17 protein-coding genes are annotated in these 17590 nt (G+C 59.8%); 8 read left to right on the top strand and 9 right to left on the bottom strand.

Annotated features, from left to right (window positions below; genetic code table 11):
• The first annotated feature begins 6 nt into the window (after window positions 1–6).
• Complete coding sequence (locus Q0974_RS01505) at window positions 7–465, top strand: DM13 domain-containing protein (RefSeq protein ID WP_299321803.1); 459 nt, start codon at window positions 7–9, stop codon at window positions 463–465.
• An 11-nt stretch (window positions 466–476) separates the two neighbouring features.
• Here the strand turns inward: Q0974_RS01505 and Q0974_RS01500 are convergent, their stop codons facing one another.
• Window positions 477–1085: a 2-hydroxychromene-2-carboxylate isomerase gene (locus Q0974_RS01500; protein ID WP_299321800.1), complete on the bottom strand. Its 609-nt coding sequence runs from the start codon at window positions 1083–1085 to the stop codon at window positions 477–479.
• Between the two features lie 369 nt (window positions 1086–1454).
• On the opposite strand from Q0974_RS01500, the gene thrS reads away from it, so the two are divergent.
• A complete protein-coding gene (thrS, locus tag Q0974_RS01495; protein WP_299321798.1) occupies window positions 1455–3395 on the top strand; it encodes a threonine--tRNA ligase in 1941 nt (646 codons plus the stop codon).
• Here the strand turns inward: thrS and Q0974_RS01490 are convergent.
• The 5 genes from Q0974_RS01490 to Q0974_RS01470 form a co-directional block, all read right to left on the bottom strand.
• Window positions 3392–4852, bottom strand: a complete 1461-nt coding sequence (locus Q0974_RS01490) for a glycosyltransferase family 39 protein (RefSeq protein WP_299321796.1) — start codon at window positions 4850–4852, stop codon at window positions 3392–3394. The genes thrS and Q0974_RS01490 overlap by 4 nt on opposite strands.
• Window positions 4853–5012: 160 nt before the next feature.
• Window positions 5013–6080 (bottom strand): sulfotransferase, encoded by a 1068-nt coding sequence (locus Q0974_RS01485; protein ID WP_299321792.1) that lies wholly within the window; start codon window positions 6078–6080, stop codon window positions 5013–5015.
• A gap of 4 nt (window positions 6081–6084) precedes the next feature.
• Window positions 6085–6465, bottom strand: coding sequence for a hypothetical protein (locus Q0974_RS01480; RefSeq protein ID WP_299321790.1), 381 nt, complete (start codon window positions 6463–6465; stop codon window positions 6085–6087).
• Entirely contained in the window at window positions 6462–6716 is a 255-nt protein-coding gene (locus Q0974_RS01475) for a hypothetical protein (RefSeq protein ID WP_299321763.1), read from the bottom strand. The genes Q0974_RS01480 and Q0974_RS01475 overlap by 4 nt, the downstream gene beginning before the upstream one ends.
• On the bottom strand, window positions 6695–8047 hold the full coding sequence (locus tag Q0974_RS01470) for an arylsulfotransferase family protein (RefSeq protein ID WP_299321761.1): 1353 nt from the start codon (window positions 8045–8047) through the stop codon (window positions 6695–6697). The genes Q0974_RS01475 and Q0974_RS01470 overlap by 22 nt, the downstream gene beginning before the upstream one ends.
• 294 nt (window positions 8048–8341) lie before the next feature.
• Here Q0974_RS01470 and infC point away from each other — a divergent pair, with 294 nt between their 5' ends.
• Window positions 8342–8845, top strand: a complete 504-nt coding sequence (infC, locus tag Q0974_RS01465; protein WP_299321760.1) for a translation initiation factor IF-3 — start codon at window positions 8342–8344, stop codon at window positions 8843–8845.
• Window positions 8842–9240 (top strand): DUF305 domain-containing protein, encoded by a 399-nt coding sequence (locus Q0974_RS01460; protein WP_299321758.1) that lies wholly within the window; start codon window positions 8842–8844, stop codon window positions 9238–9240. The genes infC and Q0974_RS01460 overlap by 4 nt, the downstream gene beginning before the upstream one ends.
• Here the strand turns inward: Q0974_RS01460 and Q0974_RS01455 are convergent.
• On the bottom strand, window positions 9237–10712 hold the full coding sequence (locus Q0974_RS01455) for a S41 family peptidase (protein ID WP_299321754.1): 1476 nt from the start codon (window positions 10710–10712) through the stop codon (window positions 9237–9239). The two genes, Q0974_RS01460 and Q0974_RS01455, sit on opposite strands and share 4 nt — an antisense overlap.
• A gap of 112 nt (window positions 10713–10824) precedes the next feature.
• Here Q0974_RS01455 and Q0974_RS01450 point away from each other — a divergent pair, with 112 nt between their 5' ends.
• Window positions 10825–10926: a DUF305 domain-containing protein gene (locus Q0974_RS01450; protein ID WP_299321752.1), complete on the top strand. Its 102-nt coding sequence runs from the start codon at window positions 10825–10827 to the stop codon at window positions 10924–10926.
• A 33-nt stretch (window positions 10927–10959) separates the two neighbouring features.
• Here Q0974_RS01450 and Q0974_RS01445 read toward each other — a convergent pair whose 3' ends face one another.
• The gene (locus Q0974_RS01445) at window positions 10960–11754 is read right to left on the bottom strand and encodes an alpha/beta hydrolase fold domain-containing protein (RefSeq protein ID WP_299321749.1); all 795 of its coding nucleotides are present in this window, start codon (window positions 11752–11754) and stop codon (window positions 10960–10962) included.
• 336 nt (window positions 11755–12090) lie between these two features.
• Here Q0974_RS01445 and Q0974_RS01440 point away from each other — a divergent pair, with 336 nt between their 5' ends.
• Complete coding sequence (locus Q0974_RS01440; RefSeq protein WP_299321746.1) at window positions 12091–12507, top strand: helix-turn-helix transcriptional regulator; 417 nt, start codon at window positions 12091–12093, stop codon at window positions 12505–12507.
• Window positions 12508–12666: 159 nt separating this feature from the next.
• Window positions 12667–14103: a hypothetical protein gene (locus tag Q0974_RS01435; protein ID WP_299321744.1), complete on the top strand. Its 1437-nt coding sequence runs from the start codon at window positions 12667–12669 to the stop codon at window positions 14101–14103.
• Between the two features lie 51 nt (window positions 14104–14154).
• On the opposite strand, the gene Q0974_RS01430 is transcribed toward Q0974_RS01435, so the two are convergent.
• Window positions 14155–14523, bottom strand: a complete 369-nt coding sequence (locus tag Q0974_RS01430) for a VOC family protein (protein WP_299321742.1) — start codon at window positions 14521–14523, stop codon at window positions 14155–14157.
• Window positions 14524–14727: 204 nt separating this feature from the next.
• Between Q0974_RS01430 and Q0974_RS01425 the strand changes: the two genes are divergently transcribed.
• Complete coding sequence (locus Q0974_RS01425; RefSeq protein WP_299321741.1) at window positions 14728–17478, top strand: TonB-dependent receptor; 2751 nt, start codon at window positions 14728–14730, stop codon at window positions 17476–17478.
• Window positions 17479–17590 lie beyond the last annotated feature (112 nt).

Below are 17590 nucleotides of genomic sequence, written 5' to 3'. Positions count from 1 at the left end.
CCGACCATGCCCCTGTTTCGCACATTCTCTTATGGTGCCGCCTCAGCCATCGCATTGGCGGCCCTTGCGGTTCCGCTCTCCACCGGCGCGTCTCCATCTGCCGCAATCGCGCAGAGCGGCGCCGAGACCGTCGCGTCCGGCCAGTTCCGCGGTGTCGGCCGATCGCACCGGTCCAGCGGAACCGCGCGTCTCGTCCGCCGGGCGAATGGCGATCTCGTCGTGCAACTCGAAGATTTTTCGGTGACCGGCGGTCCGGACCTGCGCGTCTGGGTGACCGATGCCGCCAGCGTCCGCAGCGAACGCCATGCGCGCCGCGCCAACCATGTCGATCTCGGCCGTTTGCAGCGCAGTCGCGGCAATCAGAGCTATGTGATCCCGGCCGGCGCGCTCGACGGCAATCACCGTTCCGTCGTGATCTGGTGCCGCGCCTTCGGCGTCCTCTTCGCCAGCGCGCCGCTGAGCTAAGACCGCGCCGCTCAGCTAGCGGCTACTATCGCCTCTTCGAGCTGGCCGAGCCGTTCCTTGCCGAAGAACATGTCGTCGCCGACATAGAAGGTCGGGATGCCGAAAGCGCCGCGCTCAACCGCCGTGCTCGTATTGTCGATCAACTTCTGCTTGATTCCGGCATCCTGCGCGCCTTCGACGAGCGCCGTGCCATCGAAACCGGATTCGTCCATCGCCGCCGCATAGGCTTCCGGATCGTCCATCTTCTTCGGCGCTTCCCACATATGGTGGAGGCCGGCCTCGACATAGTCCATCAGCCGCCCGTCGCGCTCGGCGACGAGAGCCCCGCGCTGGAGCAGCACCGTGTTGACGGGGAAGTGCGGATTGAAGGTGAAGTCGGACAGTTGGTGTTTGGCAATGAAGCGTCCGAATTCGAGCTGCTCGTAGGCGAGCTTGTTGGGGATCGGCGCATAGGCGACCATCGGCGCCTTGTTCCCCGTCGCCTTGAAAATTCCGCCCAAGAGACAGGGGATATAGTTGAACGTCGCACCCGTCCGCTCCGCAATGCCCGGCAGCACGCGATGGACGAGATAGGCGTTGGGGCTCGCGAAATCGAAAATGAAATCGACGGTGGTGCTCATGTCTACCAATCCTCCTTCCAGGGCCTTCTCTCGCTAAAACGCGCGCGATGATGGCTGTCGGTCATCCCACCATGGTGCCCCATCGGTAGATGACCGACAAGCCACCGCCAACGGCCTAATCTTGGCCGTTAGTGACATCGCAACATAGCATCGCTATATGACGCGCATGGCCATTTTGCTGACCACGCGCACGACCACTACGACCTCGGATCCCCGGGGACGGATGGTCGCGGCCTAGGTCGCAGCATTCGCCACCCGGTTTCGGGTGGTGCGGTGTCCTCCCGAAAATCGGCAACCAAGCTTCACACCGCTCTTCAAGCGCGGGCCATGCTGTGCCATGGCGGCGCGCAAACAGGACGAGAAAATGTCATGAGCGAGATGTTCAAGATCAGCCTGCCCGATGGATCGGTGCGCGAGATGGAAGCCGGGGCCACGCCGGCCGATGTTGCCGCCGCGATCGGCCCCGGGCTCGCCAAGGCCGCGCTGGCCGCGCGCGTCGATGGAGAAGTGCGCGATATCGGCCGGCCCTTCGATGGCGATGCCGCGCTGGAACTGATTACCTCGCGCGACGAGGCCGATGCGCTCGAACTCGTCCGGCATGACTTCGCCCATGTGCTGGCCGAGGCCGTGCAAAACCTCTTTCCCGGCACGCAGATTACCTTCGGCCCCGCGACCGAGGATGGCTTCTATTACGATTTCGCGCCGAAAGAGCCGCTGACTGAGGAAGACCTGCCCGCAATCGAGGAAGAGATGCGGCGGATCATCAAGGCCGACAAACCGTTGCGCCGCGAAGTCTGGGAGCACGACGCGCTGATCGAGCGCTGGGAAAAGGACGGCGAAAGCTTCAAGGCCGAATGGGCCAAGGAATTGCCCGAGGGCGAGGAGATCACCGTCTATTGGTCGGGTGATGACTGGATGGACATGTGTCGCGGGCCGCATCTGGCCAGTACCGGCAAGCTCGACCCGCAGGCCTTCAAGCTCATGCGCGTGGCCGGGGCCTATTGGCGCGGCGATCAGAAGAACGCGATGCTGAGCCGTGTCTATGGCACCGCCTGGCTCAACAAGAAACAGCTCAAGGCGCATCTCCACCGGCTCGAGGAAGCCGCCAAGCGCGACCATCGCAAACTGGGCCGCGAGCTCGACCTGTTCCATTTCGAGGAATTCGCGCCCGGCGCGGTCTTCTGGCACCCCAATGGCTGGCACCTGTTCCGGGGTTTGATCGCCTATATGCGCCGCCGGCAGGAGCGCGCCGGTTATGTCGAGGTGAACACGCCCGACGTGATGGACCGTAGCTTGTGGGAAACCTCGGGCCATTGGTTCAACTATCATGAGCATATGTTCACGACGCAAACCGAAGATGACCGCGTCTTTGCCTTGAAACCGATGAACTGCCCCGGCGGCGTGTCGCTATTCGCCCATGGCCTGAAAAGCTATCGCGATCTGCCGCTGCGCATGGCCGAATTCGGCAAGGTGCACCGCTATGAACCGTCAGGAGCGCTGCATGGTCTCATGCGGGTACGGCATTTTACGCAAGATGATGCGCATATCTTTTGCACACCCGAGCAGCTCAATGATGAGAACCGAGACGTGGTTGCGCTCGTACTCGATATCTATCGCGAGTTTGGTTTTGAGGATGTGCGGCTCAAGCTTTCGACGCGACCGGAAAACCGCATGGGTTCAGACGCAGTCTGGGACGTGCTTGAAGGCTCGCTGATCGATACACTCGACGCTATGGACCTCGAATATTCAATCAATGAGGGCGAAGGCGCGTTTTACGGACCAAAGCTGGAGTTCGTGTTGCGCGATGCGATTGGCCGCGATTGGCAGTGCGGCACGCTGCAGGTCGATATGAACCTGCCCGAAGCCTTCGACATCGGCTATATCGGCGAGGATGGCGAGCGCCATCGCCCGGTCATGCTGCACCGCGCGCTCTTCGGTTCGCTGGAACGGTTTATCGGCATTCTGATCGAGCACTATGCCGGAAAATTGCCTCTGTGGCTGGCACCAGTGCAGGCGGTGGTTGCCACTATCGTCTCGGACGCCGATGACTATGCGCAAGAGGTTGTTGCCACGCTCAAGGCCGCGGGTATCCGCGTCGAATCCGATCTTCGGAACGAGAAGATCAACTATAAGGTGCGCGAACACAGCCATGCCAAAGTGCCAAATCTCCTCGTTGTCGGCAAGCGCGAGGCGGAAGAGGGTACAATCGCGCTACGTCAGCTGGGCTCCGACAAGCACCAGAAGGTGATGCCGCTCGATGAGGCGGTGGAGATGATTGGCGGAGAGGCAACACCGCCAGACTTGCGCTAGGTCGAAACCCTCTCAAAAAGGCACAGCACCAGCGGGCGCCGTCCAGCCGGCACGAGATCGCCCAGCTGCATGGCAGGGCTGGAACGGTGCACGGTTTCACGCGTCACATGCCAGCGCCCGTTAGGCAGGCGGCCGGACTGCGCATCACACTGCCCTTCGAACACGGCAATTAGCCGCGCCGCACGATCGGCATCGGTATGTGTGAGCGCATGAACGGCGGGCTCCAGTGTCAGGATGCGCCATGTCATTTCGTCGGTTGCCAGGCTGTTCCGGCCCTGCGCCGCCCAGTGACGCGCCTCGCGTTCCAGCGGCCGGATGTCGAGATACTGTGCGGATATCAACAGCGCATTCGCCCCGAAAAGCGCCATGGCGCCAAGCAATGGTAGCTTACCCCTGCTGCGCCACGAGGCACTGCCCACCGCGCCCATGATCGCGGCGCCCGCGGCGGCCACGGGGAAGAACATGCGGGGTTTTGGATCAACGGCCAGCCCATAGGCGAGAGCGGCGAAATAATAGGCGCCGAACAGGAACAGGCCGGCCACCACCGGCGTAAGAGGATGGAACCGGCCGGCCTGCGCTTTCCAGATCAGCGCGAAAATCACCGGCAGGACAAGAGCAAGCGCAACATGGGGATGGGCGAGAAGGTTCAGCAACGGATCGAGGGTCCAGTGCACCTCAATGCCACTGGCCGGACGCCATCCGTCAATAAAGTCTGGATTGAAGAGCGGCGATCGGCTTGTATCCGTACCCGGCAATAATTCGGTGGACGCAATGCGGGTATGGCCGAGCGCGAGGCGCCAATTGAAAAGCGGATCGCCGGTCGCCAACAGGTAGAAGCAGGATTGTAGCAATAGCGGCGCCAATATGCCGCCCACAAACGCCATCATCGCGCGTGTCGAAAACCCGGCGACGATGATTACGAGCAAAGCGGCAGGCGGCAGCAGCACGATGGATGTCGCGCGGCAGGCAATCGCGATGGCGAGCGACGCACCGGCCAATGACAGCAACACCATCATCCACCGATCGTTCCCCGCGCGTGCCGCGCCCTGGATAGCCAGGAGCGAGGCGAGGGCGAAACATAACTCAGGCAGGCCCGGATTGGGGCGCAAAAAACTCTGCGCGAGCGCAGGGGTCGCGATGAGGCAGAACAGGCCGATGCCCGCAGCGGCACGACCAAACTGCCGCACCATCAGCACGGCGAACAGCCCGAGCGCCGTTAGTGAGTAGAGAAGCGGCACCAGCGATACCGAAAGGCGGCTTTCGCCGAAAAGCGCGAGGCTCCAGCCTAGCGGGGCCGTGACCGGCCAGCGGGTTTCCCAATGCGTCGTCGGCAGGCACGCCCCACCCTCTGCCAAGCATCGCGCCGCCTCCAGATAATACCAGTCATCGCCGCCGGCACCACGATAGCCGCTGGGATTGAGCAGGTTGACGACCACGAAAAGGGCGATCGCGGGCACGAACAGGCCTATTTGCGACAGCTGCCGCGAAGCCGTATTCGGTGGGCCAAATGGCCCCATTGAGAGTGATGCGAACATGGGGCCTCGAACGAAGTTTCGCCGAAGAAACTAGAGATTTACGGTTAAGGACGGGTTAGCGACCCTATGGCCGATCGCCGTCCTAAAGCAGGCAGTCTTTGCGGTTGCGCATCTGTTCATAGATCGCCATCGCCGCCTCTACCGTTTCAGCGTCCGCATCAGGCGATCCGTCATAGCGCTTTATCGGTCTGATCTGCTCCTGCGCGCTCCGGACAACATCGGCGCAGGGATCGAGTTCGAGGCGCGCGAGCAGGTCTGCGATATGCCGTTCGTTCGTAAACCGCTCCATATCGACGATCTCGATATCGCTTTGCCCCGCCAGATGCCGGTGGGCTGCGATCCAGTAATGAAGCCAATAGGCATAGTCATCGGGGCTATAATCCCGAACGATCTCGGACATGCCTTCGAACAAAAAAGGGCGATGAACATCGCCAAATTCGAAATGCCCGATATCGGAAACGTAACTGCGCGCAAAGCCGCTTTCCGCATGCGATTGCGATGCGAGCTGGTGCTGTTTCAAAAGCGAGCGCGCATGATCGAGCGGATGCCGTAGCGGCACAACGACCCTGGCATCGGGAAAGGCGTTTTTGAGCGCCGGCAGCCGGGAAATGTTGCCGTTATTTTTGGAAAGATAGCGCGGCTGCGCACTGCCCTTGGCGTCCCGCGCGACAATCACGCGCTGCATATGACGACGGAAATCTTTGACAAACGCGCTCGGAAGCGTGTCCCAAAGCTTGATGCCATCCTTGCCAAAGTGATCGGGAAAGGCGCGCATCCACAACACCTCTTCAAAGGCTTCGGCGCTATCGGTGTTCACCTCCAGCCCGTCCTTGTGCGCGCGCTCCTTCTTTTCCTGCGCGACCTGGAACCGGCCGGACAGGTCGCGCCAGATAATCGGCGATATTACGAAAGGCATATCCCGATAGCGATGGGTGGCGAGTTGCGGGTGCCGCGCGAGCGTTTCGAGCACCAGCGTCGTTCCCGCCCGGGCGAGCCCGGTGACGAATATCGGCGAAACGATCTCTTGCCGCGCGATATGGTCGCCGTAGCGGCGCTCTTCCATGTCGAGCAGAAAATCCTGGGGCACCTTCGTGCCGAAAGCGATCCGGTGAATGGACCGGTCCAGCCAGCCATAATCTTCCAGCGCCATCGGCTCAGCTGGTCCTCAACCGCGCGATGGCCCAGGCATATCCGCCGAAAATCACGCATGTCCCGATCAGGACCAGCGGTTCGAGCGAAAACCATAAAAAGGCCTCGAACGTGTACAGATTCGCATAGAGCCCGGCAGCCACCGGTAGTGCGCCCGCAGCAGCCGTCACCAGGAAAAAGAAGGCGAGCTTCACCGCATCGCCCCCGGATCGCAAGGCGCCGCGCCGTATCGCGACTTCCTTTTCGAGATCGCTCATCGTGCGATCGGAGATGACGCGGAAAGATGCGTTGAGACTGGCGAGCAGTTCACGCGTCTTGTCGATTATGCGAAGATTATGAAATGCCAGCGCGAAGAGCAGACAGCTGGCGGCATAGGCCAAGATCATTGGTTGTTCCGGTCCTCCGCCGGTTCAGCCGGCGTGCCCTTTCCGCGCATTTTCGCAATGAGCCGCTTCAACGGATACCAGACGAAACCGACGATCATCAGCAGGATGACGCCGATAAAGCTCAGCGCCGATCCGATTGCGCTCAGGCCCAATCCCGGCCCAAGATAGGCGAAAGCTGGGCTGGCATTGAGCAGTAACACCGGCGCAGCCGCCAACAGTATGGCTTTCTTCATTCGGCTTGGGGCGGACATGTCCAATCCTCCTCTTCAAAATAGTTTTCCGGCAGGCGCATCGCATATGAAAATAGCGACGCGTATTCATCGTCATATTGCAGGCGATAATCCCACACGACCTCGCCTTCGGGGGTGGTTTCGAACACCCGTCCGGCAAGCGATTCAATAATTAAACGATTTCCGTTACCAAGTAATTGATGCTCGCCCATTATCCGCGTGTAGAAGCGATCATCTTCGGCCACAGGGTGCAGCGTCACGGTTTCTCCGGTGGCGGGATCAAGACGGACGATCTGGCTATCCCGCACAGTGGCACCGATCAGCCTTGAGCGATTGTTGAAGACGTCGATCATGCCAGCAGGCGTGATGTCCGGGTCGTGCTGACGCACCCACGGGCCCTGCTGGTACCATTTCAGCCTGCCATCATGCTCGTCCAAAATGGCCAGCATATGCATTTCGCGGATCGAAATGAGCAGGTCGCCTTCCTCCACACCGTCAATGCGTGCGGCAAGCTCAGGCGTCACGATCTCGATATCGTTTACATGCGTGGGATCGGACGCGGTTTCTTGCAGTGACGAATAGAGGGCATGCTCCAGACCGGCATCGAAAACGGATTCCAGCACAGATATTTCCCGTTCCACCTCGCCATCGGCCGTCACTAGGAGGAGGGAATTATTATATCCATCCTCTGTCAGCATTTCCTGAATGTCTTCGGCGGTATAGCCGCGCGGCAGATACTCGGCTGGTGTATCGAAAACCGAGATGTGCCCCGGTATCCAGAAGCGGCCATCGCCGGTTGGGGTCACGGAATGGTGCATCGGGCGATCCGACCGCCAGACGACATTTGAACAGGCATCAAGGCGGATTGCCCCGAGATCGCCGAAATTCATGATGATCGAGCCGTCGCGCAACGGATGCATACCCTGAATGAAGTAATTGAAACGCGATTTGGGCACCCTGTTTGCCGGAAAGACATCATCGGCATCCGGCCAGGCTTCGAAAAAATCTGCATTCCAGCGGTGCAATTCTTCGCCAGCGATGTCGATCAGCCGGATCTGCGTTCCGCCAGGCATCGTACCTTGAATGAGCGTGATACCGGGCTGCACGTCCCCGGGAGACGATGTGACAAGGCCATCGCCTGGGCGTGTGATCGGAGCAAGGATATCGGAGCGGCTTCGCGTGAGCTCAGCGAACATAAACACGGTGGAATTGAATCCACGTTCGAGCATGCCGAAAGGGAATGATCCCAGCGCGCCGAGTAGACCGCCCAGGACAAACCACGCGCCGATATGGACATATCTGCCCAAACCGCGCCTTTCGGAAACAGCTTTTTCGCCAACCTCGTCCGACATCGACACCTCTCTTGTTAAGAAAGCGCTACGGAATATGTCTTAAAAATTGTTAAAGCCGCGCGATGTCGCTCGGATGGCGTGTTGGCTTTCCGGAAATCGAACGCCGGTCGGGCGTCATGCATGCCGGACGTTTAGCGGACCTTGGCGATGCGCGAAAACATGGCCACCGATCGCTGTCTCTGAATTCACTTTGATTCTCGCCGCACGCGTCATATATTATGGGCTCAGCAACATGACCGAGCAGGAGACATAGACATACGCCAGCCACTTTCCCGCCGCCCTGCGGCGCCGCCGATGAACGGCCCCCGCTATAATCAGTTCATTCAATCGCCAAAGGTCCGCGTGATCGACGAAAATGGCGAAAATCTGGGCGTATTGCTGACCAATGAAGCGATCGAGCAAGCCGCCGATGTCGGCCTCGATCTTGTCGAAGTCTCCCCGAATGCCGATCCGCCCGTCGCGAAGTTCCTCGATGTCGGCAAATACAAATATGAGGCCCAGAAAAAGGCCAATGCTGCGCGGAAATCGCAAAAGACGCAGGACATCAAAGAGATCAAGATGCGCCCGAACATCGACGATCACGATTATGACGTGAAGATGAAGAAGGTGCACCAGTTCATCGACGATGGCGACAAAGTGAAGGTGACGCTGCGCTTCCGCGGCCGCGAGCTTTCCCACCGCGAACTCGGCATGGATCTCCTCCGCCGCGTGCAAGAAGACACCAAGGAAACCGCCAAGACCGAAGCCCATCCGAAGATGGAAGGGCGACAGATGCTTATGGTGCTGGCGCCCAAATGATCCGGCTGAAAATTGTGCGGTTCATGGTTCCGGCCAGCGCAATTCTCTTGGCCGGATGCATGGAGACGGCGCCCGAAACCGAAGAGCCGATGCCCGAGATGGATGCGCATATGAGCATGCCCGAGGGCGGCGATCCGGAAAGCGTGTCTGCGGCCGCTTTCAATGAATCGATGCAGCGCATGCATCACGACATGGGCACGGCGTCGGACGATCCGGACGAAACCTTCATGCGCATGATGATCCCGCATCATCAGGGCGCGATCGACATGGCGGAAATCGTGCTCGAACATGGAACAGACCCGGAAACGCGCGCGCTCGCCGAAACGATCATCGAAAGCCAGAGCGCCGAAATCGCGCAGATGCAAGCCTGGCTCGAACGATACGAGGCAAATTAACCTCCGTTTGCAAATCCCGGCTGGTTGTCTGCGGACAGTTCCCGAACCCACTCGATAAGGGCGTCGTCGGTCATCCGGCCGCCGGGCCAGACATGGGCAGGCGTGTAGAATTCATTGTTGCCGCGCAACCGATCGCGCCAAACTTTCATCGAGAGCGACAGACTGGCCAAACCGCTAGGCAAAACCACAGCGGTATTGTCGATATAGACGGTGTCGCCCGAGGTCGACAGACCGATATGGGTGACGCCGGGCAGGCGCAGGATCAGGTCGGCGAAATCGAGGCACGCGCTCGCACAGACATAGTCGGTGAGAAAATAGACATCGCCCGAGAAGGGCGATTCGCCTTGCGGGAGCGGCTGGCCTGCGCCGCCCTCGCCTTGCTGGTAATATTCCTCGCCGGCACGCATCGCCTCGGCGATGCCATCCGCTATCGCCGCAACTTGAGCGGCCGTTTCGGCGTCGTCGCCTGCAAGACGTTCGGCCAGCGTCCGGTTGTGGTTGAAGGCAGTCTCGGAAACGCGCCAATCGGCATAGGCGCTAGCATCGGTGTGTTCGCGCACAGCGGTAACGAAGTCGCTATCCCATAACGCGGCCGCCATGCGATCACCCCAGACACTGACGCCGCCCGTATTGCCTCGCACATCGATGACAAAGGCTCGCGCTTGGCGGATCGCATCGGCATTGACGCGTACGTCATCGAGCAGCGCACGATACTGATCGATCGAATCCGACGACCAATAGTTGAACGTCGGGATCGACAGCATCCAGATGTCACCATGGCGATGCAGACCGAGTTCGCCGCGTGCCAGCCCCACAGCCGCCCAGCGTTTGTCGAGTGCCTGCCGCCGATCGATCCGGCGCCACTGCAGGTCAACCTGCCGGCGCGCTTGCCCCTCGCCGATTGAGCATTGCGAGAATTCCGCATCAGCACTGTCCGCGAGCAGCGCATAGGAAAAATAGTAGTTTCGCTTCTGCGGAATATCTACATTGACATAATATGGGGCGACATTCTCATCGAAATGCGCGGTGAGCGGACGGCCATCGCATGAATGAATGACCTCGCCTTCCTCTGCGGACGCGGTTTCGCTGAGGCCGACCCGGACAGCGCCATCGGGTCCAAGTTGCGGTAGAAACCCCGGCCAGCGATAATAGGCGACATCGACCGGCCACGACAAACGCAGATGTCCGTCGCGAAACCCGTTCGCAAACCGCATCAGCACGCGTTTATAGTCCTGAAAGTTTTCGACATTTTGCGCCCGTTCACGCGCGTCGGCCAGACCGGCCTCCAAAAAGGTTCCGAAACGCGGATTCAACGTGTCGACAGGGCCGGGATGACTGACACGGATGGCCTCGGCAATAGTTTCGAGATCGCGCTCTGTGATCTCGGTCCACGGGTTGCTCGCAACGGTCGAAATCGGAGCGATGCTCGCGACAACCAACAGCAGCTTGACGAAATGCACGTGGCGAAGCATTGCTCCTCCCCCAGTAGTCCCAAATTTACGACATAAGTCGTTCTTAGAGTTATGGCAAATGCCAGCTAGCTGAATAGAGGTTGGTATTTCGACTGACGGTGTCCGAAATTGAGTGGCACGGACGAAGAGACGCGCACTCGCCGAAGCGATCATAGAAAGCCAGAGCGCCGAAATCGCGCAGATGGAAGCCTGGCTCGAAGCGCGTCAGGAGTGATCAGGCAGAGTTGGACGTCGTTTTAGCGGCGGATCAGGCTGCGTCGCGGAGTAAGCCCTGGGTGAATTCAGCCGCCAGCTTGAAGCTCTTCTCGGCATCTTTCGAGCGAAAGCGCTCAAGGTGGTGCCGGGGACTGTTCCAATAGTTCATCCGGATTGGCACACCCGCATCCTTGGCCTTTTCGGCCAACGTTACGGCGTCATCGAAGTGCATGTCATGCCGGCTGCAGTGAATGGCCAGCGGCGGGAAACCGGTGAGCGCGGCAAAGGCAGGAGACGCACGCGGATCGGTCGGCAGGGTATCACCGAGATAAAGCCTCGCACTAAAAGCCGCGGTTTCCATCCGGAAGGGGCTTTCGCTGGACAGGCTTTTCGTGATGTAAGACCATCCGCTGAGCGAGAGATCGGCCCAGGGCGAAAACAGCATGGCGCCGGCGGGCATCGGCAGTTTGCGCGCGCGTAGCTCGATCAGCATGGAGAGCGCCAACGTGGCGCCCGCGCTATCCCCCGATATGATGATCCGTTTGGCCGATATTCCCGAACTCAGCAGGCGTGCATATTGATCGACGAGGTCCTTAACGGGTGCCGGAAACGGGTTTTCAGGCGCAAGGCGATGCTTCCCGATGATCGCTTCGCATCCACAGCTTTCGGCAAGCCTGAACGCCAGCGCAACCTGTTTGGGCGATGGTGGCAGGATAAAACCGCCGCCGGGAATATACATCAGGATAGGATCATCCGGATCGACCTCATCCTCCCAAGCATTCAAATCGTGATCGACCGCCATTTCATCGGTTGCGGCCGCTCCCGGATCGGGCGTTATCATGGCCATTGGTGAGAAGATTCCGAACCGTCCTGCGGCGGTTGCGGACCTGATGCGTGATAGTTTTTCCAGCCCTTGTGCATCATTGCCGCCGGCTGCGGTTCCCGATTTTACAGCGCGCAACAATAATCGGCCGATAATCCAATTTTCAACGCGCGCGCCGGCATCGGAGATCATCTTGTATGCCGAGCTTGTTCGGACACGGACCAGCGATGCTATCTCATCGGCTTCCAGCTGCGATAACCGGAAATCGATTTCCGATGGCATTAGCGCAGTTCCGACCCGCATCCCCGCTCCCGCAAAAATATGCTAAAGATCGTACGTATCCTAGGCAAAGGAGCAGGCATGGGCAACGGTGACAGGGAGGCGAAACGCTCCACGGACGGCAATAGCCCAGTGGAATGGTTGCGCGACCAGCTTCGGATCGATGGCGAGAAGATCGGCTCCGAACCGGTTTGGAGTGACCGCGTTGCAGAGATTTTTGATATTCTGCCCGACGATCTCGTCCCCGACATAAACGCGCGGCTCATACAAGGCAGGGGGTCAGAAATCACTGATTTCAAAAACTTCGGCCAGAGATACGGCCTGACTGCCGCTGAAGTGAAGATAGTCGAAAGCATAGCGGAAGGCCTTTCCGTCCCCGACCATGCCGCCGCCAATGGCATTTCGGTAAATACCGCACGCGTCCATATGCAACGGGTTTTGGAAAAGACCGGGGCCAGACGCCAGACAGACCTGCTACGCCTCGTCCTGACCAGCTGAAACACGCTTCTGCCGGCCCGCAAGCCCGAACAGAACAATCACATAATACAAATGCCATAATACAAATGCCATAATACAAATGCATGATGCGCACCTCTTCGCGCCGTCGCTACCTTGTCTGGAAAGCTGAATATTCAGGTCTCACGGCAAGGGGGCATCATGCGGAAATCGGAAAAACTGGTCCTGGTGTTGATTCTGTCAGGCGCACTGGCGGGTTGCCAGACGATCAATCCCTCCGAAGAGCAGGATCTGAGCATTGACTCAGCGGCGGGTATGGACCTTGTCAGCCTTGCCGACACGCCGCAAACCAATCGCCGCGACGCGCAAAGCCTTATTTCCGAGCTGCGAGGCGCGCTGAACTTGTGCCCAAACACTTGGGCAGGCGAACAACCGCTATCGCCGGGCGAGCGGCAGATACTCATTGACCGCTATGGCCGGGATTATCGCGCGCTGCGCGCCATTCGAGACACATATCGGGAACAAGCCATTTCCGCAGACAACGCATCAGATCGCGAAGAACTGGGCGATGCTGCAAGAAACTATGACGAGATTCTGGAAGAATTCCCACATCCCTCTGAATTCTGCCCCGAATCAGCAGAAGATGAATCAGCAGAAGATACCGGATCGCTTACCAGTGGGCGCGACGATGGCGGCACGACAGTCAGCATTGGCTTTGGCTTGGGCGAGGTAGAACATCCGTCAACGGGAATAGGGTTCCAGCGCGATGGCGCACCGGGCACAGCGCCCGAACGCTTCGCCACCGAAGGCAGCGACAATTTCGGCTATAGCCAGTTCGAAGTCAGTGTCCGATCCCCCAACTGGTATGCGGACATGATCTATGGCGATGGTGACAGCCGCGCTTCCAGCAGCATCCCCGGTAACTCCGGTGTGGATTCCGGTATCGTCTATGGCGAGCTATCGCCCGGCGGAAGCTCGGGCATCGCGACGCCGTTCGGACTCGATAGCGAGATCGAGACGGATATCGAAACGATCGGCGTGCGCGGCGGTCACACAGTGCTCTCCGAAGAGAGCCTCAACCTTCTGTTCCGCCTGAGCGCCGAGTTCAGTGCGATGTTCGCCGATCGCGACTATGTGAGCATGGCCCGAGGCAGCGGTGTGAGCGGCGGCACGACCTTTTCGTTCCAACAGGACAGGGTACAGGATGTTGACGATTTCCGGGCGTTACTCGGCATAATGGCGCAGACTCAGTTCAACCCACGCGGAACATTCTCACCCTGGGTGCGCGGCAGAGTTGGCGCCTATTATTACGACACCGACTTGGATTCGGTCGAAAACAATAGCAGCAATTTCGGGCCCGCGGCGGACCAAGCCTTCACCGTGACGATCGAAGACAGCCGCTCGGGCGTCGGCTTCGCCGGTTCGGCGAGCGCCGGGATCGACGTCAATGTCGCCGATAATTTCACCATCGGCATCGGCGGCGGCATCGACTATCTTTCCGACGTTGGGGCGATCTTCAATCCCAATTCGGGCGACCAGGTATTCTTCGACGGCCGGACCACCGAATTGCAGACCGAGGATATGTGGAACTGGTATGGGATGATCCGCGCCATCATCCGCTTCGGCCAAAACAATTAGCGCGGCTGGCGGGGCCGCCTATTCTTCCGGCAGTGCGGCTGGCGGGGCCGCCTATTCTTCCGGCAGTTCGGCCGGCGGCTCCCACAGTTCGATGGCATTGCCTTCGGGATCGTGAATCCGCGCGAAACGGCCGTAACTGCCATCCATATCCCACTCGTCCTTGCGCAGCACCGCGATCCCGGCGGCTTCCAGTTTTTCAATCATTCCAGCGAGATCGTCGACGCGTAGATTGATCATGAAGGCCTTGTCTTCGGCGAAATAGTCGCTGTCCTGCTTGAACGGCGCGAATACGGTCGGGCCGGCCTGTTGCTGCCACCAGCTGTCGCCGCCGCCAAGATCGAAATGCTCCCGATACCATTGGGTGAGCGCGTCGGGGTCGTGCGCCCGGAAAAAGAGCCCGCCCATACCCGTTACCGCCATTATGTCTCTCCCTGCCCTGCGTGAGTCCTGACGCGCTTTGGTACGGCAAATGGCCCGATACGGCCAGATTCGACTGTGTTGCCCAAAGGCATCACTGATGCGCGCTTGCTTGTGCGGAGCGTTGGATTTGCTGGCGTTTCCCGGCGAAATCCTGGAAAGACGCGGGTCATAACAAAAGAAAATTCGTGAACTGGAGACGAACCCATGCGTAAATCCCTCTTGCTTGCGACCGCCGGACTTGCGGCGATCGCTTCTCCCGCCATCGCTCAGGACACTGGCGGCGCCACCGAAGTCGCCGATGCATCGACCAACGACAATGTCATCGTCGTCGTCGCCCAAGGCCGCGAACAGCGGCTGCAGGATGTTCCGATCGCGGTCAGCGCGGTCAACGCGGAAAGCCTCCAGAATTCGGGCGCAAACGATATTCGCCAGCTCAACCAGCTCGCGCCTTCGCTGCTCGTCTCTTCGACGGGCAACGAAGCGAACGGCTCGGCGCGTATCCGCGGTATCGGCACGGTCGGTGATAACCCCGGCCTCGAAAGCTCAGTCGCTGTGTTTATCGACGGCGTCTATCGATCGCGCTCCGGCGCCGGCCTCAACGAACTCGGCCCGATCGAGCGCGTCGAAGTGTTGCGCGGACCGCAGGGAACGCTGTTCGGCCGCAACGCATCGGCCGGTCTGATCAATATCGTGACCCAAGGCCCGAGCTTCGACATGGAGGGCTATGCGGCCGCCACGTACGGCAATTTCGACACCATCCGGCTTGAAGGCGGTCTGAACTTCCCGATCAGCAACACGGTCGCGGCGCGTGTCGACGGCGTGTATCTGGAGCGCGACGGTTTCTACACCGACCAAGTCAATGGCGGCACGGTCAACGATCAGGACCGCTATCTGCTCCGCGGACAGCTGCTCTGGGAAGCGACGCCCGATCTCAGCTTCCGCCTGATCGGCGATTATTCGAGCAAGGACGAGGAGTGCTGCGCGGCAGTCTTCGTAACGCCGGAAATCGCGCCGGGCGCAACGCGTAATGCGGCCCTGGACCCGTTTGCCGGGCCGGGCGGCAGCGGTTCGCTGCTCAGCACGCAGAATCCGATCATTCCGATTCTACTCGGTTTGGGCCAGGATCCGCGCGCCCTGACCGACGATCCCTATGACCGGAACATCTATCCGACCGCGGGCCGCTCCTATGCCGGCGAGACGGAAGACTGGGGCATTTCGCTGCAGATGGACTGGGATTTCGGCGGCGCCCAGCTGACCTCGATCACCGCCTATCGCGAATATGACAACAACCAGGCGTCCGACACCGACTATACCGGCGTCGACATCCTGTTCCGTGCGCCCGGCGACGATGCCGGCGCCCGGCGCTTCGAAACTTTCAGTCAGGAGCTGCGCTTGCAAGGCGAGGCCTTTGACGGTGTGCTCGACTGGCTGATCGGTGCCTATTATGCGAACGAAGATTTGACGGTTACCGACAATCTGCAGTTCGGCAGCCAGTATGGCGCCTTCGCGCCGTGCCGCGTAATTCTCGCCGTCAACCCGGCGCTTGCGTCGCCGGGCGATCAAGCCTGTCTGAGTGCAACCGGCCGGGCAATCCTCGATGGGACGGCGCCCGGCACAATGCCGGCATTCGGCGCGGCCACACCGGCAATCCTCGGCGGCCTCGACATCCTGTCGCAGGTCAACAGCGTCGGTTCGAACGGCACGCAATATATGCAGAACAGCGAAAACTTCGCTTTTTTCACGCATAATATCATCCACATCACCGATAATCTCGATCTGACGATCGGCGCGCGATACACGAATGAGACGAAGACGCTCGATATCGATTTCAACAATACGAACGGTTTCTGCCCGACGCAGCGCGCCTTGCAGACTCCGCTTCTCACGACACCGCTCTCCGGGCTTGCCGGGGCGCTCATTTCGCTGACCTGTCAGGGCAACTCTACAACCGAATTGAACGCCCTCAACATCAGTGACGAGCGCAACGAAGAAGAGTTCACGGGTACGGTTGTCCTCTCCTATCGTCCGGTCGACGACCTGCTGCTCTATGCCAGCTATTCGCGCGGCTATAAGGCCGGCGGCTTCAACCTGGACCGGTCCGCATTGACCGGTGCGTTCTACAATCCGGCCGATATTACGGGTCAGACGAACCTGTCCGTCATCGTCGGTCCGGCGGTCCTCAACAATCCGGCCAATCTGCAGTTCGACGAAGAAACCGTCGACGCGTTCGAAATCGGCGCGAAATATACGGGTCGTGACTTTACGATCAGCGCCGCTGCCTTCCGGCAGGAGTTCAGCAATTTCCAGCTGAACACCTTCAACGGCACCGTGTTCCTCGTGCAGAATATCAATAGCTGCGGCACCGATCTGGGTGGCGCGGATCGGGATACGGGCGGCCTGACCGGCGCCTGCGCTCCGGACGATGTCGAACCCGGCGTGATCTCGCAGGGTATCGAGGTCGAAGCGACGCTGAACCCGACCGATTATCTCGCCTTCAATGCCGGCTTCACCTATGTCGATACGGCCTATGAAAACGATCTGATCGGCCGCGACAATGGCACGCCGCTCGATCCGGCACTGCGCCTGCTGCCCGGCGATCAGCTCTCCAACGCACCTGATCTCGTGGTCACCGGCGCGATGAGCTGGACACCGCCGATAGGCAATAGCGGCCTCAGCGGTCTCTTCTATCTGAACACGCGCATGTCGAGCGGCTACAATACCGGCTCCGACCTGCTGTTCGGCAAGGAGCAGGAGTCCTTCATCGTCGTAAACGGCCGCATCGGAGTCCGCGGGCCGGACAATCGCTGGTCCCTGGAAGTCTGGGCACAGAACCTCTTCGACGAGGATTATACCCAGGTCGCTTTCAACACGCCGTTCATTGCGCCGCAGCAGACCTATTCGGCATTCCTCGCCGAACCGCGGACATATGGCGTAACGGTTCGCACGCGCTTCTAAACGCCGCGTACCTTCGCGAAACTCAAGGAGCCCGCGCCCGTCAAACGGCGCGGGCTCTTCTCGTGTGGCCGTAACAATAAGTTGAAGCGGCCCGCGTTCCCCGGCATGGACG

This window comes from Parasphingopyxis sp., assembly GCF_028279465.1.
GTDB lineage: Bacteria > Pseudomonadota > Alphaproteobacteria > Sphingomonadales > Sphingomonadaceae > Parasphingopyxis.
This window is presented reverse-complemented; position numbering and strand designations above follow the sequence as displayed.